Consider the following 22,147-nt stretch of genomic DNA (forward strand, 5'->3'; position numbering starts at 1 on the left):
GTGAAATTGTCACAACATATTATAAAAAACAATGCCGTAAAGTAGCCCAAGACCGCCTGTACCAAGGGTTCCCACTGTCAAAACACTAAAGGGGTTAATTCCCACTGCACAGGCAATTCCCAACTCAGCCAAGGCCATATTGCACAGATAAATGCCTATGACTCCCAATAATCCCCGCACTAAAAAATTTAGCAAAAACTCAGCTTTCTGCCGCAAAAGGCCCATAAAAAGCACCAAAAGGCAAATTCCAATGATTACCAGCATCCCGGTATTTTTATTCATTTCCATATTTCTATTCCTCGTCCACTCTTTGGTACAATATATACTTTATTTTCAAAATTATTCCTTTTTTGTATAAATCCACATTCTATTGACTATAATTTAAATATATCATATTTATGAGAAGGCGGGGATGCTATGAAGCGAATGCTGAAAAACAGTGTTTTTTGTGACAAAAACTATGCTGTGCTTTTAGAGGATTTGGACAAAGCCAAGGTGGATTTAGATTCCGCCTATGCCAACCTTGCAAATGTGTTGGACCAGGACCTTATCGACTGCTATATCTATGAGCTTCAGTCTGTGCAGATGCGGTATAAGTTTCTTCTTGGCCGGGTAAAGCAAATAGAGGATTCTTATGCAAAGAATCCTCTGGAAGCTTCAGGTACCTGATATGTCTCAGTCAAATCATTTTTTCCGTATGTAATCCCGGCATAAACCTGCTGGGTATTGCGCATTAATGGCTGTGAGGAATCCTGCTTTGCTGCTTCCTTAAAAGCATCATGCAGGTTTTCCATAACCATTTTTGCATGGTTTAAATCTTCCAGCCCATTCCTCATCACTGACTTTGCCAAAGATTCTTTGGCAAAGACATACAGAGAATATAGGTCTTTTGAGACCGCATATTTAAAATCTAAGGCCCGCATCAATTCGTCAATACATTTCTCCGCCTTCCGCACAGATTCCTGGAACTGCTCATTCTCCTTTCTGGAAAATGCATCTTCCGCCTCTGTTACATACGCAAAGAAAATATCATAAATTACCACAATCATGCCGCCTCTGTTACACTGGGAAATTCTTCTGGTAAAATCTTTTACCTGCTCACGATTCATGTTTTATACTCCTACTGCAATAGCTGCAATACCATCTGGGGAATGTCATTTGCCTGGGCAAGCACTGAGGTTCCTGCCTGCTGCAAAACAGTATATTTGGTGTACTCTGTCATTTCTTTTGCCATATCTGTATCTTTAATATGTGAGTAAGCAGTCGTCACATCCTCCCCTGCCGCATCCAGGCTGTCCACCGCATATTCCAGGCGGTTCTGGTAAGCACCGATTCTGGAACGGATACTGCTCACAGTTCCAATCGCATTATCCAAAATGCTGATTGCCCTGCCTCCGCCATCTATCATGGTTACATCCACTTCGTCCAGATATAGATTTTGGCTGGAAATTTTGGGAATGGTAAATTTCATAGTCTGATGTTCATTTGCCCCAATCTGCAGTGTCATTTTTCCAATATCTGTCACTTCTATATCCACATCTCCTGTCTGACCTGCACCCACCATAAAATCCATGGAAAATCCTGAAACATCTGATATCATAATCCGGTTTCCATCCGTCAGCACTGTAGTCTGAGGCCCAAAGTCTGAACCTAAATCTGCTGAAATGTCAATATTCAATCCTGCTATAGCTGTGCCCGGTACTCCTAAAAATGCTTCCATTTCCGGTGTACTGCATTTAATTTCAACCTGTGATTCCACTCCAAATTTATTGCACACAAATGCAAGCTGGTCACCGTACTGGTAAGGTGTTCCCGTGGGTGTATATCCCCCTGTTTCCGGGAACTGCTGTAAATTATTGGTTCCATCGGAAGGAAATACATTCACATTCCCCTTTGCTGCACCGTCTCTCAGTTTCTGGTAAAACTCATCCGCTGTCTCCTTACCTGTAAAACCAATTTCATACCCGTTGATAGAAACTTTTCCCTCCGGAACAGTCCCTGTGGTAGCGGTAAGGGCTGTAGACTGGGTGGCCGCCGCATTGACAGTCATTTTGTAATGTCCCGGCTCCACTTCATCTGACACTGCCATCCGGGTTACATCAATGGGGTTTGCCGGATCAGAAGATGCGTAAACTCTTGTATCGGAACTTCCATCTAATAACTTCTTTGTATTATATTCCGTATCCCTGGCAATTCGGTCTACTTCTTTCCTAAGCTCTCCAATTTCTTCCTGCATTGCCTGCCTGTCAGCAACCATATTGGTATCATTTGCCGCCTGAACAGACAGCTCACGAATTCTCTGGAGCATACTGGTAATCTCTCCCACAGCCGTATCTGCAATCTGCAATACGCTGATTCCGTTAGATGCATTCTGGGATGCCTGTGCCAAACCGTCAATCTGAGCCTTCATTTTGTCGCTGATTGCCATTCCTGCCGGGTCATCTTTGGCATGGTTAATTTTCAGTCCTGAAGATAAGCGTTCCATTGACTGCGCAAGTCCGTTTTCTGAGTGGTGCAAATGTGCGTTTGTAATAACTGCTGACATGTTGTGATTAATTTTCATATAATTTTACCTTCCTGTTTTTTCTACTGTTCCGCATCCATGCCGTTTTGGTACATCCCTGTAAATCTCTTTGTTCTGCAATCTATATCGGACTAAAATTCCAGTTCCTTAATGCTTTCCATAAAGCTCTTTGCAATTTCGTATAACCTTGCCGTCTGAATTTCATATGATTCACTGTCCTTTTCCGGAACCTCTCCCATGGCTGAATGGGAAAACCTATTGAAATCCAATTCATCCACATAAGCTGCCTTTAAGATATTTTCTCCCTCCACGGGCCATCTGCCCGTAATACTTTCTGCATGGGCCTCTATCCTATCTCTGGTCTCTTTCCTGTCAGCGGCAACAAAACCTGAAATTCCCTTTTCCTCCGCCCGGATATTTGCCGCAATCCTGCCTGCTTTCTCCGTCTCAAACATAATTTCCACAATGCCTTTTTTCTTCGTGCCCCGGACAATCTTTAACGACATATTGGTAACTTCATTTCCCACCAGCACAGGAATGGTATAATTCTCTTCCTCCGCCATTTTTCCCGCAATGGAAAGCTGTGCATTCATAAGCTTTAACTCCCGGATATCCATGCTGGTAATGTGCTCCTTGTCGGCAATCATGGTCTTCATAACGTTTTCCGCTGTCTCCGCTAAAACTTCCTGGGCTGCAGCCATCTCTTTGGGTGTTTTCATAGCGTTGGCAAATCTTTCAAGGATTTCCTCCTTAATGCCTTGGAAATCCACCTCCTCACCGGAAAATACCTCATCTTTATTAAATAGCTGGTTAAACACCTGATTCCGCTTATTCATCAACCGATTTGCAGCAAGGACATTATCCACAGTATTGGGAAGATCAAGTTTAGATAAAAGGCTGTAAACCTGCTCCTCCGTTACTGCGGCCTGGCGCACTTCCTGTGCCTGGGCTTTGTAATACTCCTGATCTGCTTTTGCCTCCTCTGCCTCCGTCTCCTGAGACATCTGCATTAGAGCCTGTTTTAACTGCTCCGGAGTGTAATCCTCCCATCCCGGACTCTCCATCAGCTTCTGCATTTTTACCGGAGTTAGGGTCTCTAAAACATCTCTCATGCAATCAGACTGATATGCTGTCTCAATCTGATCTGTAATTGATTTGCCCACAGTGCCATCCACACCGGAAAATTCGTCATCCACTGTATAGTCCATGCCGCTTTTCTTAGAACTGCGCACAGCCGTCAGAAGATTTCTCATGGTCAGTTCACCGCCCTGGGCTATAAGAGCTCCGATAGCCGCCCCATCCGTCTTCTCCACCTGGTTCATCAGGCGGTAAATTCCTATGTAAGACTCTCTCTCCTCCGGGGAAATCTCATTGTTGTGCTCCAATTTCCAGAGATACTCGCTGAATCGCTCATTGTCTGCCTCCGGGCTTTCTAGCCGAATTGCCTCCGCCTGTTTATTTAAGGTATCCAAATCTGTGTCTAGGGGATTGATTCCCTGATGAATCATCTCTCTGACAGTTGCCGGGGTCAGATTTGCAAAGGTTCTCTGCACCCGCTCATCTGCCGCCTTCATGGCAAGTATGGACCCTTCATTAATCTCCAGGCTGTTGTAAGCTAAAATCCGCACTGCCCTTTCGTTGGCATCGTTTGCCTCAAGTCCTAAATCCTTTAAAATATCATCCACATTGGCAAAAGCCTTCTTAATGGAATCACCTAAATCTGCTCTGGGGGCTGTCATCAGCGTCTCATAACTCTCATTGGCCTTATCTAATGTGTCCTTTAATACGGTTCCCGCCTCGTGGAGCCCGTTTACGGTATCTAAATCACGTCCTTGTATGCCTAAAAGGTAAGCGGGCATCTGCTTTAAATCTGAAACCTTCTGAGCGGTCTCTGCAAAAAGCTGGGTCATGCTCTCTGTATGGTTCACCCCTGTCTTCTCTCCCAAGAGAGCTTCATAATAATTATTCTCCTGTTGCTTTAAGCTTTCCACCAATTCCTCCAACGGCTTAGTATCTATGGAAATCCCCTGTTTTAAAAGGGCACGGTTGGCCTCAGTAGTCATAGCCAGACGGGTTTCCTCCAAAACACGCTTTGCTTTCAGGAACATTAATGCCTCATGGGAAATCTCCTCCCCTTCAGCTGCTCCTTTCGCTTCAGCAAGCACAGGGCTGCTGTTTGTCTGATTCAGTTTTCCCTGTTTTCTAAGCTCCGCCGTCTGCTCTAAACTCTCTATGGTAATTTCCATATTGTTGGCAGTAAGATATGCCAAATCTTCATCGGAAGCCTCCATAACCACTTCCATGGCGTGTTCTGCCTGGGCTTTCAGGGTGTACTCCGGCAAAAGCATGGCATCTTCCGGCCGTCCGCCCTCCGACACGGCAAGCGCCACTGCTGAAATCACCTGGGATTCCTCCATTGGCAGCTCTAATCCCCTCAATTTTTCCACATAGGAAAAATTTTCTGCCGTAAAGGGAATCTGGCTTTTTATCATCCACTTACTGTCCTCTATGGTTTGGTCATTTACCTTTTCCCCCGCCTGGGTAATCACCTGCTCTATCCGCTCAGTTAAAGAATCAAAATCAATCTCCCCGTCCTCCGGAGGCGTATAGCCTGCACTTCCGGAAAACTCTGCGAGAAAAAGATTTGCTATGCTTGGGGCAAGCCTATTATCTAACATATATTTTATGGCACCGTCAGAAGGCTTTGTCAGCTCTTTTGCCTGGTTTAAAGCCTCAAGCCCTTCTGCCATATTCTCCTGGGAATCCGGCAGGTCTGCCTGGGCAAATTCCCTTTCCAACTGATTGGCCGCCGCCACACTGCCTCCAATTGCCTCCAATTGCTCCCTGGTAAGGGAATCTCCCATAGCGGAGACATCCACTCCGGCTTTTGCAAGCTGTGCTTTTATCTTATCCGTGACTGTCACAATGGTCTTTCCATCTGTCTCGTGAATAGAAAAACCTTCCTCCTGGAGTTTTCTGTAATCTTCCGGAGACAAAGTGTTAGATAAAACTGCCATCTGATTTTTTCTTTCACCAGCAGACATGCTTTCATTTTCCATCTTTTGCTGCAGTTCCTCTATTGCACTTTTTCCGGTAACTTCCTCTTTGTCATAACCGCTCTGGCCCACCTTCTGGGCCTTATCGAAAGCATCCACCTTTGCCTTTGCCACTTCTGCAAAAGATGCCCCATAGTTTGCCTTGGCAAAAGGCTGTTCTTTTTGTATATTTGGGTCAAATACACTATTGTCTATCTTCATATTCTGTTCCTCCGATATGCATAGCCTCTACATTTCCATGCCTGTGATACAATCTGTATTTTATTTCGGTTATTTGGAACGGAAACTAAAGAGGGAATGGGATATCTAATTTTTAGAAGACCACTTCTATTACAGTATAACTGGAAACTTTAATTCCACTAAATTCTTCCAAAACCCGAATCAAATATGCTTGATCTTCGAGTTGTTTGTAATTACATCCAAATATATCAAGGCCCATATGTATTCCTGTATAAGTATGCATATCAACCTTCTTTAATGGCTCTAAATTATTAATGAAGCTGTCCATGTCAACACGCCCTTTGACTATCCGTACATGATATAACTGCCAAACTTATTCGTTATATTTCCAAATCATTCAATCCATTCAGTAATCACTATAAACTTTATATTTTTTTCATCATCACTCCAAATTCTCACATTATTATTTCTATCAAATTTGTACTTTGTTTGTGAAATAAAATCATTATAATCAATCTTTTCATATTTTTGATACTCACCTGTAATTGCACTGAAAAAATATTCCATTCTATCGAAGCAAATAAATATTTCGCAGTCTTCTGTAATCTTGAACGCCTCTATTTCCCTTATATCATTTGCGCTTTTAACACTTTTTTCCACTTCTAATACGCAATTATCTAACTCAATATATCTACCTGTAGTAGTAGCTGGCGTATCAATAAATGTTTCTACAAGTTCTGAGTTCTCAATATCTATATCATATTTGCTAAGTACAAATAAATCTGTTTGGTAAACAAGCAAATATCCAAATACACTTGCTCCTAAAATAGCCGTTATAAGCGTCATAGCAATAAGAAAATGCGTATATGACTTGAATAGTTTTCTTATTTTATCTGATACAAAATATCCAATATATGCACCTAATACATTAAATATCAAATCATCAACATCTGTACTCCCAAGCGCAAAAAGGAGTTGCGTAATTTCAATTAACAGGCTGAATATGATAGCGGCACATAAAACCCCTTTACGTTTTTTGTTAGAGATAATTGGAAAAAGTATTCCAAACGGAATAAATAAAACGATATTTCCTACTACATTTTCAATGATTCGTCCTATAGAAGTATTTGAAACAGCCATATCATAAATTGATTTAAAGGGAATGACACTGATTGTCCTTTCACTTGCACCTATGGCAGAAAATAAGTTATTTAATGTTACTTGTTTGAAAAAGGTTATGCGAATCAGAAAGATAACATATATAATAAAAAATACCCACTGACAGCCACGCAAAATTTTTTCATAGTTTTTATTTTGATTATCCATAGCAATTCCTCCAAGAAAAAAACTCATTCTACTGGGGGATTATTATACCCTGTTGAAGTGAGTTTTTGATTCTTTATTTCTTTTTGATTTCTTATTTTTTTCTTATCGCTGCTTTTCCGCAACAGGCAGCTTGACTTCAAACACTGTTATTTCATCATCACTCATAGCATATATGCTTCCATTGTGTATTCTTACAATTTCCTTTGCGATTGCCAAGCCAAGCCCTGTTCCGCTTTCTTCTGATTCCCCATATTCTTTGGAACGGTAAAACTTATCAAAAATATGCCCCAATTCATCAGCAGGTATTGTTTTGCCGTAATTCTTAATGGAAACAGTTATATAAGATAAAGTTTGGCTGGCATAAATTTCAATCGAACTTTTCGGATAACTGTAATTTATAGCATTTTTCAGAAGATTATGGAATACTCTTGCAATCTTTTCTGAATCCCCTATTATAAACAGTCCTTCCCCCAACTTTAAATCAATGTGCAGCTCTTTGGGTTTAAGCAACGGGTAAAATTCATCTGCTAACTGTTCTATTAAAAAACATATGTCTATTTCCCGTTTCACCAAAGTTTTGTCTGATAAACTATATCTTGTTATATCAAAAAAATCATCTATCAGTTTTTCAAACTGTATAGCCTTGCGGAAAGCAACTTTTGTATATTTTTCCCGTTGTATGGCTGGCATATCCGGCGCTTCACACAATAGGCTTAAATAACCTACCACGGAAGCAAGCGGGGTTCTAATGTCATGCGCAAGGTAAGTAAGCGTATCTGATTTTTTCTGCGCTTCAATTTCCAGTAAATGCTGTTGCTCACGGTTCTGCATTTTTATAAGATTAAGCCAATTTTGCAAATCGGAAAATTCTAAAGGGAGTTCTATGTTATCCGCTGAATTGTCAACAACATACTCCAAGGAATCCAATACTTTTAATATCTTCCTTGATGAACTTCTTTCTATTGCAATCCACATAAGTAACTCTAATATGAGAAAACCAAATACAATAATTGAAGGCTCATAATCATGTACAAAACACGCAAAATCGTATCCTGCTACTTTTTCTACGAAAACATAAAAATTGTTGTTGCCTACACTTTCAATTACTAAACAAACAGCCAAAAGGACAAAGAACACAATAAATGCACCTATAAAATGCCTAAGCAATAATAGCTTTCTATATTTCTTTGAAAATTTGTTACTCAACAATATATCCTACTCCCCATATTGTTTTTATGAATTTCGGCTTTTCACCAATATCATTCAATTTTTCTCGTATATGTCTGATTTGAACCATTACCGTATTTCTGCTGTTCTTAAAATACTTTTCTCCCCATATAATCTGAAATAGTTCATCAGCACTATATACCTTTCCCCTGTTTTTACATAAAAGCCATAATATTGAAAATTCTGTGGGGGTTAGTTTAATCTGTTCCCCGTTTAATCTACATTCATGCGAAGTTTTATTTAACAGAAGTCCAGCTATTGTAACCATTTCATTTGAGCTAATTTTTTTACCGTCATAATCATGTACCCTCCGTAGATGCGCCTTAACTCTTGCTACAAGTTCAATCGGAAGAAATGGTTTTGTAACATAGTCGTCTGCCCCCAAAGATAAACCTGTAACTTTATCTGTTCCCTCTGTTTTAGATGTAAGCAATATAATGGGATAGGTATATTTCTTCCGTATTTCTCTGCATAAAGTAAAGCCATTTCCGTCTGGCAGCATTATATCTATTATTGCCAAGTCAAAACATTCACTGTCTATCACTGAAAATGCGTCTTGAAACGTGTAATATTTAAAACATTGAAATTGTTCATTTTGCAAAAATACCTCAATCAAATCAGCAATTTCTTGTTCATCGTCTACTAACAATATTTTGCCGCTCATTGTTTTTTCCTCATTTCCTTTTACTTCGTGGTATTCTATGGATATTATTATACTGTGTTTATATAGATTTTTCAATTATACAGAAATAATGAGTGGGATTCCATAGCCTGTTATGCACATTTCCACAATGCTTCTTTTCTTCCTCCCGGCGTGGGGCTTTTCTCGCTAACTGACGTTCCTTTTCGGTTGGTCGCTTGCGGTAAATGCCCGGTTCCCTATGACATTGTGGTGGAGAAGATACGCTTTGACGAGCCAGAGCATGGGCAGACAATAGAAACGCCGGTTCGTATCTGCAAAGCCCTGAATTGTGGTATTTTGGATGTAATCGAGTTAGAAAATGATAATAAAAAATAGCTATTGCTATCTTTCGCAAAACACCATAGGAAAAGTTGTCTTTTAATGCCGGGAGTGAAATTAACTACTTCACCCCGGCATTTTACCTGTAAAGATTTTTAAAAAAAGTGAACCGCATACAAAGTCATGGCGAATATAGGGTGAACGGGCAGAGGAGGTGAAACATTGGACGCAAGAGAAATCGAGAAATGTATTGACGAGTTCGGTACAGATATATATAGATTTTGCCTGAAACTCTGTATGGACAAATCAGAAGCAGAGGACTTATATCAACAGACTTTTCTAAAAGCGTTAGAAATGGAATGGACGCTTGACTGGGAGCAAAATCCTAAAGCACTGTTTTTTTCCTTGACGCACAATCTTTGGAAAAGCAATAGACGAAAGCAGGCCCGCCGAAATATGATTGCTCCATGTAGTAATTTGGATGATGAAGCAGAAGCAGTCTTACATTCCGAAGAAAGTATTGAAGAAAGCTATTTGCAGGAAGAGTTGATTTCAGAAGTTAATCGGATTATTGAAGCACTACCAGAAAAAATCCGAATACCGTTGACCCTGTTTTATCTTTCTAATTGTTCCGTAGAGCAAATATCAACAATCATTAAGAAACCACCCGGAACAGTAAAAAGCCGATTATTTAAGGGAAGAAGTTTGATTAAGAAAAGATTGGAGGAAGCAGGATATGAAAAATGACCTTTTCAATACAGAAATTGATGAAATCATCCGGGCTTCTATGAAAATGGCTGACGAACCAGCCCCGGAGTTGAACAACAAACTGAAAGCGACATTGTATCAAAAAGAAGCGGCAATGCGAAAGCAACCCGCCACATGCGGTTTTTCTCTTTGGTATTTGCCGATGATTTTGAACTTAGTTACATTTATTATGCTGGCAGGTGTAGCACTAATAGTAATCAGCAACATTTATTTGTCTTACTTTGCTGCTGGTATCTGTTTCTACATTGGTCTGGCTGGCGTTTTGCTTACCATAGTTGGTGTAAAAAGAACAAATATGAAAGAGGATATAACAATCCGTGTTGAGAAAAGAGGTGCATTGGCGTGAATAATACAAAAAAGAACAGACTTCCGCTTTATATTGGTATTCCAGTTATCTTGCTGTTGATTTTCCTGCGGTTTGGCCTGTATTTTCTAAAAAGTGATGGCTTTAGCGGTCTTTCTATGCTGCTTCCCATTCTTCTTCTTCTCTTTATCCTTTTTGCCTTGTGTACTGCTGCTTTCTTTGCGGCGTGGGTATATCAAGATTGCAAAAAGCGGGGCGATGATCCGGTGTTATGGGCGATTGTAGTTTTTATCGCAACCCCTTTTATTGGCTTGCTGATTTACTTTCTGCGCCGTTCAGAGATAAAAGCAACGTGTCCTGCCTGCGGGCATCGAATTTCATTGAAAGCAAAATATTGTGAGGAATGTGGAACACATATTGAAAATAGGGAGGGTAATGGTGTTATGGTAAAACAGGGAACTCATCATTTGAAATTTATTGCTGCGGGTATTGTCAGTATGGTGCTTATGCTGATGTGCTTGACTGGCTTTATCGTCAGTGCTGCTACCGGAAATGGTGTGAATACAAATGTTGCTTCTAACGACCGTGTTTGGAATTTGGGTGTAATTAGCATGAACTCTAACACCTATCTGAATGGTGTCTGGAAGTTGGATTTTAGATGTGCAAGCGATGGTTTTGTGGAAGAACAGAACATAATGATAGAGGACGCAGGCGCACAAATGCTTTATGCAGACATCTCTTGTGAAACGGTGCCTGAGGGCGCAACACTTGTTTTGTGGTTAGTACAGGGCGAGGTTGTGAAATCCGTTGATGTGACAAATCTGTCCGAACCGCTTGAATATCCGCTGAATGATTTTGAAAATGGAAAAATCCATGTAAGATTGCAAATCAATGGTGTGGAAGATACTATTTCAGAGATTTATGTGAAATATATTGAAACAATCATTCCGGAAGATGATTCAGTGCGGTTACACAGTCAGTTTGTGGAGGCAATGGATTTGACTGACTTATATTCTACTTAAATAAGATTCAAAAAGGCAGAACCGGAACGCATTTGTTTCCTGAGAAAAACGCTTAATTTTTAACATCTTAAAGCAAACTTTCAAACCATGGGGAATGGCTTGTTTAAATGCGTTCCTTTTATAGAATAACAGAATAATATGGGACTCTTTCCTGAAATCACATAGAAAAACAGCAAAAATGAAGCTGCCGTTTCAAGAATTTTCATTCCTTAAAGCGACAGCCCCTTTTCCATCTAATTCCATTCACTAACTTTAATACGAAAACTTAAACACAGCAACCCCAAATGGCGGAAGTGAATATTCAAAAGAGTAATCCCTTCCATCACATTCTTCTTTCTTCGCCTTGTAGCTTGCAGGGCGCTTCTCCCCGCTGCCCCCAAATTTGGCATCGTCACTGTTTAAAATTAACTTATATGTTTTTCCCACAGGAACACCTACCCGGTAATCTTCCCTGGCCACAGGGGTAAAATTACATACAAAGAGCATACAGTCTTTTCCGCTTTTGCTCTTTCTGATAAAGCTGAAAATACTTCTGTCCGCATCGTTGGCATTTACCCATTCAAAGCCGTCCCATTTATGGTCAAGTTCATACATAGATGGATATTTGCGGTAAAGATGCAGCAACTCTTTTACATACTCCTGCATCTGCCTGTGCTTTGGATTGTCCAAAAGATACCACTCAAGTTCCGTTTTTTCCGTCCACTCATGGAGCTGGGCAAATTCCTGTCCCATAAACAAAAGCTTCTTTCCGGGATGTCCCATCATAAAACCATATCCTGCTTTTAAGTTGGCAAATTTGTCCTCCTCATTTCCAGGCATTTTATTTATCATGGAACATTTTAAATGCACCACTTCATCGTGGGAAAGCACCAAAATATATTTTTCGCTCTCGTTGTAGGACATAGCAAAAGTCATCTTATTGTGGTTATTTTTCCTAAAATAAGGGTCAAGTTTCATGTAGTCCAAAAAGTCATGCATCCAGCCCATATTCCACTTTAAGGAGAAGTTTAATCCTTCCTCCTCCACGCTTCCCGTTACCTTAGGCCATGCAGTGGACTCCTCCGCAATCATTACCGCCCCGGGATTACGCCCGGTAATTAAGGTATTGATATGTTTAAAAAATTCAATGGCTTCCAGATTTTTATTGTCCCCGTACTTATTGGCAACCCATTGTCCATCCTGTTTGCCGTAATCCAGATACAACATGGAAGCCACCGCATCCACCCGAAGGCCGTCTACGTGATAGTGCTCCACCCAAAGGAGTGCACTTCCGATCAGGAAATTTTTTACCTGGTTATTACCGTAATCAAAAATTTTAGTTCCCCAGTCCGGATGTTCCCCTTTTCTGGGGTCTGCATACTCATACAGCGCCTGGCCGTCAAAATCAGCCAATCCGTGGGCATCCCTTGGGAAATGGGCCGGAACCCAGTCAAGAATCACACCGATATTGTTCTTATGAAAATAATTTACAAGCCAGGCAAAGTCCTCCGGCGTACCGTACCTGGAAGTGGGCGCATAATACCCCGTTACCTGGTAACCCCAGGAACCGTCAAAGGGATATTCGGAAATCCCCATAAGTTCCACATGAGTATACCCCATCTTCTTTACATAACTGCAGAGGGCTTTCGCAAACTCCCGGTAAGTATAAAAACCATTATCCTCCTGGTGTCCCGGATGACGCATCCAGGAACCGGGATGCACTTCATAGATACTCATAGGCTGTTCATCCATAGTTTTTGCAGCAGCCCTCTTTTTCATCCACACTTCATCCGTCCATTTAAAATTGTCTATATCCACAATTCTGGAGGCAGTTCCCGGCCTTACCTCCGCAAAATTAGCGTAAGGGTCTGCCTTATAAAGCTTTCTGCCATCCGGTGTAACAATCAGATACTTATACAAACTTCCACAGCCAAGGCCAGGCACAAACAGCTCATAGATACCTGTCTCCTTTGGCTCTAACCGCTCCATCTCATGGGATGTCTCGTCCCAGTTGTTAAACTCTCCCAAAACGAATACCTGGGCTGCGTGGGGTGCATACAAAGTGAAACAGATTCCCTCTTTTTTCCGCCGGGTTTGCGGGTGGGCACCCATTTTTTTATAGATGTCATAGTGGGTTGCCTGTCCAAACAGATACATGTCTAACTCAGTAAAATTTCCCATTCTCTTTCCTTCTTTCCGGAATACCAACGGCATCCTTTTTATTCTTCAAAATCTTTCTCCCTTAAGATTATATAATCATCTTCATTATAACGCCTTGAGGTTATAATAGAAAATGCTTTTTTTAAAGATTTTTTTTCTGCCCTCTCTATGGCCTGATCTATAATGTCTTTTACTTCTGTCAATGTGGTTGCATGATCCAGTCTTTGAATGTTGCTGATTCTGTTATACAGGGCTAATATCCCCATCGCGTCTATCTCATAATCTAAATCATTTGCATATGCCTTTCCAAAAGCCACCAGCTCATCGCTGGTAAACACAGGAATCACAATTTTTTCCGTAAATTTTTTGGAAAGCCCTTCGTCTTTGGAGAGTGCCTGGTTTAACCCGGCCCTGGTATCCTCCATAATTACCAAAAGCCCGCTGGTCTCATTTTCCAATAAAAGGGAGAGTTTCACAGCTGTCTCCCGGTTTAACTCCCCGGCCTTTTCAATTATCAGGCATCCCCCGGCTATTTTTTTCAGCAAATCGGGGATATCTTTTCTGTTTAAAGCCTCCGCATCAATTTTTCCTATCTTTCCATTGGGCTGCTTCACTTCCCTTTGAAGGGCTTTTATCAAGGCTGTTGCCAATACGGTCTTTCCACATCCACAGCCCCCCTGTACCAACACGTTACCCGTAGTGGAAGTAGGCTCTCCCATATATTTTGCCATTACACCGGATAAAGCTTTACAAATCTGCTGTTCCATACCGTCCACAGGGACAAAATAAGAAAATATCCCTTTCTGCTCTGGATTCAGTTTGGATATCACAGGCCGCATTTCCACCTTTTTCTTTTCCTGTGCGCTTTCCAAAACTTTTGCGGTATCTTCTGCCTTTATATCCTTTGTATTTTGTTTCACAATATCATCTGTAACATCTTCCGGAAGGGGAATCTTAGGAAGGTCTGTTGTTACCGGGGTAATGGGGGCGGTATCTCCCTTTTTAGGCCCTTCTGCAAATTCCCTTGCCGCCAGGGCAAGTTCTTCCTCCGTAAACTCTTCCTGCTCTTCCTCCGGCACGCCTGCTTCTTCCTTTTTTTCCGCCTCAATCATCTTCCTGGCAAGAATCGTTACGTCATCCTGCTGTATATCCTGGGCTTCAAAAGGATTTCTTTCCTCCGGGAAAAATTCCTGGGTGTTTTCCAAACTGCCCTGGTAAGGACTTTCCACCCTTTCTTCTGGCGTATCTTCCGTCTCAAATCCCGCAGTTCCCTCTGTGCCGTTCTCCGAAGCATATTCCACAGCTTCTTCCTCTGCATTTTCAAGTATGTATTCCCGGGATTCTTCTAAACCGTTTTCTGGTGTTTGCGCTACCTCCTCTTGCACTTTGCCCTCACTGGCAAAATCCTTATCTTTTTCTATTTCATTTTCAGAAATTTCTTCTATTTTCGGCTGTTTCTTGGAAAGCTGATCCGGCACATAGGGCTTAAGCCCAATCTGCTCATCAAAACTGGGCTTTGCCTCTTTAATTTTCCGCATAAGCTCAGGTTCGCCGGAATCCGCCTCTGCTTTTTCCTGCTGGCCTGCCTCCTTCAGCATATCAATCTGCCTCTGAAGAATCTGGTTCATCCCTGCCATAATCCTTCCCGCCCGCTCTGTCTCTGAAAGGGATTCATCCGGCTTTTCTTTGGCAAAAGTGGCTGCCCCCAGTTCTCCCAAATATTCTTCCCTCAAAAGTTCTGAGGGCGTCATACCCGCATCCAGTTTGGGAATCATATCGGAAAGACGCTCCATAATATCTCCGGCCTCCTGAAGGGCCTTTGCCTTTGCAGTCTCAAGCCTCTGTTGTTTCGCCATCTCAAGGGCTGCCTCCGCCGCCCGTTTGGTGCGCTCCCACTCACTTAATACATCTTCAATACTCATCTGACCGTTAATCTGAGGCTCCTTGGACTGCTCTGTCACCATAAGGCTTATCTGTCCATCGTTGTCCTCCGAAAGCATTTCCTTAAAATTAATTCTTAAAGAAGCGTCAATCTCTTCCTCTGTAGTGACTTCCTCCGGCACTTCTTCTTTGGTCTCAATAGGCATCTGCAGGTATGGAATCTCCTCCACCATCTTTTTAATATTATCCATGGTATCTGTCACAGTTTCTTTTTCTGTGGCATCCATAATCTGCTGCATGCTCTTTGCCAGCTCCTCCTGGAGATTGGATGTACTGAACCTGCCGGTGTGCTCTTCCACTGCGGGGATGGTTATCTGGGTTCTCCCTTCTTCCCTGGGATAGACCTCTTTCACATCCTCTTTCCTCTGCTGGAAAGAGCGGTATTTGTCCTCCTGGGATTTTGTCAGGGGCTGATAAAGCATTTTTAGTTCCAGGGCACGCTCCACATAAATTCCGTCCCCAAACCACAAAATAAGTTCATCACAGGCTTCAATACACTGGGCGCTCATCCCTGCCTGATGGTAGAGGTGAGCCAGTTCATAGGCCCACTCTTCCGTATATTCCACATCTTTTAACTCCTCTAGTATCCCTATCAAAGTCTGGTAATCCGCGCCTTTTGCCTTATTTATTTTATACCGCAGTATATATTTCAGATTATCATGAGGTGCAATCTCCACAAACTCTTCGTAATATTCCTCAGCCTCGTCAAAATTCTGCATTTTAACGGCCAGTTCCGACAAACGGTATATAATCATCCTGCCAATGGGCGAGCGGTCATATGCCATTAAATACACTTCTCTCGCTTCATCATAACGTCCTGTCTTGGAATAAATATCTCCTGCTTTAATCAGAAGATTCACATTTTTCACTTTTCGCCAGTTAATGGAATCTGCAAGCTCTGCTGCAGTGCGGTAATTTCCTTCTGCCGCCAGGGTTTTTATCTGATCCAATTTCAATTTGTACTCATATTTATCCAATTTGTGTCACCTCAAAAAGCGCTGTTTCACTTTTTTCCTGTTTCTTATCTTTTTTGGGTAGAACCGTAGCGAAGCTCCCTTGTCTTAAGGTCCACATCATTCATCTCAATATAATCCACTGTGGCCTCGGGAAGCTTTCTTTTCCGAAGGATATATGCCACCAGCTCCCGGATTAAATAATAGATAACCGCAAAGGTGGGCACCCCTAAGAGCATACCCATAAATCCGAAAAGCCCGCCTCCCACTAAAATGGCAAATACAACCCAGAAGGGGGAAAGCCCTGTGGAATCCCCTAAAATCTTAGGCCCGATAAAGTTGCCGTCAAGCTGCTGCAGCACAAGGATGAACACCAGAAAATACAGCCCCTTTACAGGCTCCGCCAGCGCAATCAGCACAAAGCTTGGCACTGCGCCGATATACGGGCCAAAAAAGGGAATGACATTGGTCACGCCTACAATTACAGCTACCAGCATACTATAGGGCATCTTTAACGCTAAAAGCCCCACATAGCACAACACGCCGATAATGGCGGAATCCAATATTTTTCCGCTGATAAAGCCGCCGAATATCTCATTGCTCACCCGCAGGGTCCTTGTGATATAATTCCCAATTTTTGAGGGGAAAACCGCATAGACAACTTTTTTCCCCTGGCCGATAAATGTCTCTTTGCTCATCAATAGATAAATGGCAACCACAAGGCCGATTAAAAAGTTCACAATTATTTTAACAAAACTAACCACACCTGTGGTAATGGAAGTAACATAAATATTAAGCTCTGGGATAAGCTGCTGGACCATATGCTCCACGTTTTTGCTTAACTGGGCAAAAATGGTATTTAACGTATAAGCAAGCTGGTCGTCCCCGTTAAATATCTTTTCCACCCATGCTGTCATGGCATCAATTTCTTCCGGCAGGCTCTCCATCATATTCTGGATACTTGAGACTAATTCCGGAATCATCATATTCAACAAAAGGAATATGATGAACAAGAGAAAAAGGATAGCCCCTATAGTTGCCGCCGTGCGGGATATTTTTTTTGCCTTCCTGGGGCTTTTCACCCGCTCCTCCAAAAACGCCAGAATATTCCTCTCTAAAAACACCATAACAGGGTTCATCAGATATGCAACAATAAATCCTATGATAATAGGCTGAAGGACTTTCATTAATTTCTGCCAGCCTTCCCTGAACCCGTGATAGCGGTACAATACAAAGAAAAACAGAATGCAGCAGCAAAAAGTAACAAAAGTAATCAGTGCAATTACCAAATATTTCTGCAAATCCCAGTCCGGTTTCTGCTTTTTCCCGTTGGTTTTACCAGTTTCTTCCAAAACCTGCCTCCTATACTCTGTTGTAATTAATTAAACAGCCTTTTAAAATAATACTCCGCTCATCGTCGGTCATTTCTCCCAATGTCATTTGAAACTCTTTTAATTTCCCGCCTTTTACCAGGACTGCCTTCACCTCACCGGATTTTTCCTCCACTGCTTTCTTAATATCCGGGAGGAAAATATAATCTCCGTTTGAGAAAGGAAGTTCCCCTTCCTCAATCAACAGCGGAAGCATACCCCAGTTAATCAGATTGGAACGATAGCGCTTGGTGGCGTATTCATGGGCAATATTTGCCCAGCCTCCCAGTACTTTCTGACAGGATGCCGCCTGCTCCCTGGCAGAGCCGTCCCCGGGTTTTACCGCAAAAATCGTACTTCCGATTCCAAGGTTTTCCCGTTTCACATCCTCAAAGTTAGCATGAATCGTATCCATCACTTCCCTTAAAGCAGGAACTGCCTCACAGGGGCAGGTATCCTCCTCAATGGCCTTTTGTGCCTTCTGAATCTCTTTTGCCTTCCCAACGTAGGAGGGGTCTTTTCTTGACAGCGCAAATTCTGCCAGTCCAAGAGGATTGGAGCGGTAAGAAGATGTCTCCCCGGAAGGAATCAGCTCATCCGTGGTAGTAACCGGGTCATGGATTTCCGCCACAACCTGAAGAAGCATATGCTCCGGCAGGGGGCTCATTTTCGGCCAGTCCTTAATGTTTGGCCCAAATTGAATCTCCACAGAGGGGTCTGCCTTCCCCTTGCTGTCAAATACCCGGTTTGCGTATATATTTTTGTCAAAGAAATATTTCGGTTTTGTAAAGTTTACATCTACATCTGTTGCTGCCGTCAAATACCCTTTATTTGCTGCCGTTGCTGCAATGGAGCGGGCATCCATAAGAGCCACGGAAGCCACTTGGCCGTTTTGCACCTTAGAGCCTTCCCTGTTAGGGAAGTTCCTGGTGGAATGACGAATGGAAAACGCATTGTTTGCAGGGGTGTCCCCGGCTCCAAAACAGGGCCCGCAGAATGCGGTTTTCATTACGGCGCCTGTCTCCATTAAAGCTGCCGCCGCCCCGTTTTTCACAAGTTCCATGTAAATAGGCATGCTGGCAGGATATACGCTTAAGGTAAATTCATCCGGCCCGATGCTGGAGCCCTTTAAAATATCCGCCGCATCGCAGATGTTCTCAAATCCGCCCCCGGCGCAGCCTGCGATGATTCCCTGGTCCACATAGAGTTTTCCGTTTCTCACTTTGCTCTTTAAGTCCAGGTCCACCGCACCGTCAAAACTTACCTGGGCGCGCTTCTCACAGTCATCTAAAATATCTAAAAGATTGGCGTTTAATTCCTCTATGGTATAAGTATTGCTGGGATGAAAAGGCATGGCAATCATTGGGCGGATAAGACTTAAATCAATTTCTATCATACCGTCGTAATATGCAATGTCTCCCGGATTTAATTCCTTGTAATCCTCACTTCTTCCGTGAATATCATAAAACTCTTTTACCTTATCATCCGTCCTCCAGATAGAGGAAAGGCAGGTGGTCTCTGTGGTCATAACATCCACGCCGATACGGGTATCCACACTTAAATTGGAAACTCCCGGCCCCACAAACTCCATAACTTTATTTTTCACATAACCGTTTCCGAAAACTTCCCCGATAATGGCAAGGGCAATATCCTGGGGCCCCACGCCCTTTACAGGGGTTCCTGTAAGGTAAACCCCCACCACCCCGGGCATGTTAATATCATATGTCTGGTTTAAAAGCTGTTTTACAAGTTCCGGGCCGCCCTCACCCATTGCCATGGTACCAAGAGCCCCGTAGCGGGTATGGGAATCGGAACCTAATATCATCCGTCCTCCCCCAGAGAGCATTTCCCTGGCAAACTGATGAATCACCGCCTGGTGAGGGGGCACATAAACCCCGCCGTACTTTTTCGCACAGGTAAGTCCAAACATATGGTCATCCTCATTGATGGTTCCCCCAACGGCACAAAGGCTGTTGTGGCAGTTTGTCAGCACATAGGGAATGGGAAATTTCTCTAACCCTGATGCTCTTGCAGTCTGGATAATCCCCACAAATGTAATATCGTGAGAAGTCAATTTATCGAATTTAATCTGAAGTTTTTCCATATTGCCGGAGGTATTGTGGGAGGATAAAATGCCGTAGGCAATGGTATTTTTCGCAGCCTCTTCTTTTGTGACGAAATTTCCGGTTTTGTTTTTAACGGCCTCTGCCGCATCCTTTCCGTCTTCCACAAGATCCCTTCCATTAATTAAGTAAACGCCATTTTCATAAAGTTTCATAATATATATTCTCCTATTCTGGTCGAATCGCTGATACACCTAATTGTCCTAAATTATAAAGCTAGCACCCGCAAAAGTCAACATTTAGGTGGAATGCTTAAGTCCCCGCAGAAAAACCGATGCAGGGAAAGACAATGGAAACGGTGAATAAATCCCCGTCTAAATGAATCTCAAAAGTTCCACCCATAAGATTGGTAAGGCTTCTCGCAATGGAAAGCCCTAGTCCGCTGCCTTCCGTCCCCCGGGATTCGTCTCCTCTCACAAACCGCTCACTCAAATCATCCGGGGCTGTCTCTAACTCCTGCTCCGAGATATCCTTCATGGAAAATTCTGCCCATCCCTCCTCCACTTTCAGTTCTACATAAACCCGTGTGTCTTTTAAAGCATACTTTGCCGCATTGTTATAGAGGTTTTGCACCACCCTCCAGAGGCGGCTTCCGTCTGCAAAAATCATTACCGGTTCTTTGGGAAGCCTGGTGATAATGGTAAGCCCTTTCTCTTCAAAAATCTCGTTAAACTCCCCCCCGGTTTGATAGATTAACTCTACCATATTAATCTGCTGCATATCCAGTTCAATATTTCCACTGGAAATTTTAGAGACTTCCATCAAATCCTCCGTAAGCTGTTTTAACCGCATGGATTTTTTTTCCAGGATATCCACATAGTTTTCTATTTTCTCATTCTGAATATTTTCCATCTTAATTAGGTTCACATAATTAATAATAGAAGTGAGAGGTGTTTTGATATCGTGGGATACATTTGTAATTAGCTCTGTTTTTAACCGCTCGCTCTTTAAATTTTCCTCCACCGCATTAGAAAGCCCCATGCCGATATTATTGATTCTTTCCGCCATAATCCTGCATTCTCCGGTGTAATCCGACTCCACAAATTTGTAATCCATATTTCCGCCTGTGATTTGCGTAATTCCGCTTAAAATTTCCATCCTCTGGTTTTCCTGGCTTAAAGTACAAGTAAACACCAGGGCAATTTCAGCCAGAAGTCCCACATACCCCCACCAGCGTCCTTTGCCAAAAGCCTCCTCTGCAAAAAAGAAAGCAACAACCACAAGAAACACCATACGGATTACAGTCCCTCTCTTGTAAGGCTGCAGCCTCATCCTCTTTTTCACCGTCCGAACTGACCATCCCAAAAGGCTTGTGGAAACAAAAATATCCGCTTTAATTTTCCGCACAAGGCTAAGGTATAAGGTTAAAAGGACTCCATCGGAAATAAACACCAGGGTTCCCGCCAAAATCAGGGAACTGGCAATATCCCATGACTTTTGCCCCAGTTTAGCGCAAAAGGCAAAGAGAAAGGATATGTATATGAGAAACACAGCCAGCAAAATCTCCATGGGAAGATAATCTATCCGGTAAAGCCTTATTGTCTCATCTTCGTCATTTCTTCCCGTGGCCAGCGTAAGGTATATAATAAACAGCACAAAACACATGGAAGATAAAATCCCCAAAAACACACTGATTTCCACCCAGGGAAAATAGGCATAATAGATATCAGCTGCCTCTTTTATCTCATCATCATTGGGCAGATGCATATCCACAGCCACAATCAGCCCTCCGTTTTCCCCGCTGTTTTGAAATAACCGTAAAATATTCCGCTGAAAATAGTAACTCTTGCCTTTTATATTTCCCTCAAAGTAAATCCGGGAATCATCATAATAAAGATAACTTCCCAGCTCCCTGGCATATTTAAGCACATATTCCCTCTGATATTTTTCCTCTATCTCCATATTGGTGCGGATATTCCCGCCGTTTTCATACCAATAATAGAGATTAGAATTCTCCCCTTCAAACTGCATTTTATACTGTTTATACTTTATGGTATCTTTCTCCGACTTCTCCCTGCTGCCCTGGAATTGAAGATAATTTCCCAAATCTACCAACTGGCCGGAGAGGACTTTCGTATAATAACTGGAATCAAAAAAGGAGTCGGTTCCCACATCGCTCAATGTGAACATACTCCTTCCAAATAAATTCACCAACAGGGAGAACACTACAATCACAATAATTAAAAAAACCATCTGCAGCAAAACCGCCACTGTCTTAAATGCGTTGCTATAATGTGTATTTCCCATGCCAAC

17 protein-coding genes are annotated in these 22,147 nt (G+C 42.4%); 5 read left to right on the forward strand and 12 right to left on the reverse strand.

Annotated features, from left to right (window positions below):
• Nucleotides 1-9 precede the first annotated feature (9 nt).
• Nucleotides 10-288 (reverse strand): pro-sigmaK processing inhibitor BofA family protein, encoded by a 279-nt coding sequence (locus D7Y06_RS05990; RefSeq protein ID WP_243119124.1) that lies wholly within the window; start codon nucleotides 286-288, stop codon nucleotides 10-12.
• Between the two features lie 129 nt (nucleotides 289-417).
• On the opposite strand from D7Y06_RS05990, the gene D7Y06_RS05995 reads away from it, so the two are divergent.
• Complete coding sequence (locus tag D7Y06_RS05995) at nucleotides 418-669, forward strand: DUF2508 family protein (protein WP_120406920.1); 252 nt, start codon at nucleotides 418-420, stop codon at nucleotides 667-669.
• Here D7Y06_RS05995 and D7Y06_RS06000 read toward each other — a convergent pair.
• The 6 genes from D7Y06_RS06000 to D7Y06_RS06030 form a co-directional block, all read right to left on the reverse strand.
• Nucleotides 633-1,109 (reverse strand): flagellar export chaperone FliS, encoded by a 477-nt coding sequence (locus D7Y06_RS06000; protein WP_120406921.1) that lies wholly within the window; start codon nucleotides 1,107-1,109, stop codon nucleotides 633-635. The two genes, D7Y06_RS05995 and D7Y06_RS06000, sit on opposite strands and share 37 nt — an antisense overlap.
• An 11-nt stretch (nucleotides 1,110-1,120) precedes the next feature.
• Nucleotides 1,121-2,563 (reverse strand): flagellin N-terminal helical domain-containing protein, encoded by a 1,443-nt coding sequence (locus D7Y06_RS06005; protein ID WP_120406922.1) that lies wholly within the window; start codon nucleotides 2,561-2,563, stop codon nucleotides 1,121-1,123.
• A 92-nt stretch (nucleotides 2,564-2,655) separates the two neighbouring features.
• Nucleotides 2,656-5,781, reverse strand: a complete 3,126-nt coding sequence (locus D7Y06_RS06010) for a DUF6240 domain-containing protein (protein ID WP_120406923.1) — start codon at nucleotides 5,779-5,781, stop codon at nucleotides 2,656-2,658.
• A gap of 372 nt (nucleotides 5,782-6,153) precedes the next feature.
• Complete coding sequence (locus tag D7Y06_RS06020) at nucleotides 6,154-7,086, reverse strand: VanZ family protein (protein ID WP_158591270.1); 933 nt, start codon at nucleotides 7,084-7,086, stop codon at nucleotides 6,154-6,156.
• Nucleotides 7,087-7,188: 102 nt separating this feature from the next.
• The gene (locus D7Y06_RS06025) at nucleotides 7,189-8,295 is read right to left on the reverse strand and encodes a sensor histidine kinase (protein WP_120406926.1); all 1,107 of its coding nucleotides are present in this window, start codon (nucleotides 8,293-8,295) and stop codon (nucleotides 7,189-7,191) included.
• Nucleotides 8,285-8,977, reverse strand: a complete 693-nt coding sequence (locus D7Y06_RS06030; RefSeq protein WP_120406927.1) for a response regulator transcription factor — start codon at nucleotides 8,975-8,977, stop codon at nucleotides 8,285-8,287. Before D7Y06_RS06030 ends, D7Y06_RS06025 begins: the two co-directional genes overlap by 11 nt.
• 186 nt (nucleotides 8,978-9,163) lie before the next feature.
• On the opposite strand from D7Y06_RS06030, the gene D7Y06_RS26905 reads away from it, so the two are divergent.
• From D7Y06_RS26905 to D7Y06_RS06050, 4 genes are all read left to right on the forward strand, one after another.
• Nucleotides 9,164-9,331: a hypothetical protein gene (locus D7Y06_RS26905; RefSeq protein WP_243119126.1), complete on the forward strand. Its 168-nt coding sequence runs from the start codon at nucleotides 9,164-9,166 to the stop codon at nucleotides 9,329-9,331.
• Between the two features lie 165 nt (nucleotides 9,332-9,496).
• Nucleotides 9,497-10,021: an RNA polymerase sigma factor gene (locus tag D7Y06_RS06040; RefSeq protein ID WP_120406928.1), complete on the forward strand. Its 525-nt coding sequence runs from the start codon at nucleotides 9,497-9,499 to the stop codon at nucleotides 10,019-10,021.
• Nucleotides 10,011-10,388, forward strand: a complete 378-nt coding sequence (locus tag D7Y06_RS06045) for a hypothetical protein (RefSeq protein ID WP_120406929.1) — start codon at nucleotides 10,011-10,013, stop codon at nucleotides 10,386-10,388. Before D7Y06_RS06040 ends, D7Y06_RS06045 begins: the two co-directional genes overlap by 11 nt.
• Complete coding sequence (locus D7Y06_RS06050) at nucleotides 10,385-11,368, forward strand: zinc ribbon domain-containing protein (protein WP_120406930.1); 984 nt, start codon at nucleotides 10,385-10,387, stop codon at nucleotides 11,366-11,368. The genes D7Y06_RS06045 and D7Y06_RS06050 overlap by 4 nt, the downstream gene beginning before the upstream one ends.
• Before the next feature lie 252 nt (nucleotides 11,369-11,620).
• Here the strand turns inward: D7Y06_RS06050 and glgB are convergent, their stop codons facing one another.
• From glgB to D7Y06_RS06075, 5 genes are all read right to left on the reverse strand, one after another.
• Entirely contained in the window at nucleotides 11,621-13,528 is a 1,908-nt protein-coding gene (glgB, locus tag D7Y06_RS06055) for a 1,4-alpha-glucan branching protein GlgB (protein ID WP_120406974.1), read from the reverse strand.
• A gap of 38 nt (nucleotides 13,529-13,566) precedes the next feature.
• On the reverse strand, nucleotides 13,567-16,425 hold the full coding sequence (locus tag D7Y06_RS06060) for a hypothetical protein (RefSeq protein ID WP_120406931.1): 2,859 nt from the start codon (nucleotides 16,423-16,425) through the stop codon (nucleotides 13,567-13,569).
• A gap of 44 nt (nucleotides 16,426-16,469) precedes the next feature.
• A complete protein-coding gene (locus tag D7Y06_RS06065; RefSeq protein WP_120406932.1) occupies nucleotides 16,470-17,753 on the reverse strand; it encodes an AI-2E family transporter in 1,284 nt (427 codons plus the stop codon).
• A gap of 10 nt (nucleotides 17,754-17,763) precedes the next feature.
• Nucleotides 17,764-20,049, reverse strand: a complete 2,286-nt coding sequence (locus D7Y06_RS06070; protein WP_120406933.1) for a hydratase — start codon at nucleotides 20,047-20,049, stop codon at nucleotides 17,764-17,766.
• 97 nt (nucleotides 20,050-20,146) lie between these two features.
• Nucleotides 20,147-22,141, reverse strand: a complete 1,995-nt coding sequence (locus D7Y06_RS06075; protein WP_120406934.1) for a sensor histidine kinase — start codon at nucleotides 22,139-22,141, stop codon at nucleotides 20,147-20,149.
• Nucleotides 22,142-22,147: the final 6 nt, after the last annotated feature.

It is taken from the genome of Roseburia sp. 1XD42-69, assembly GCF_003612565.1.
GTDB lineage: Bacteria > Bacillota > Clostridia > Lachnospirales > Lachnospiraceae > Roseburia_B.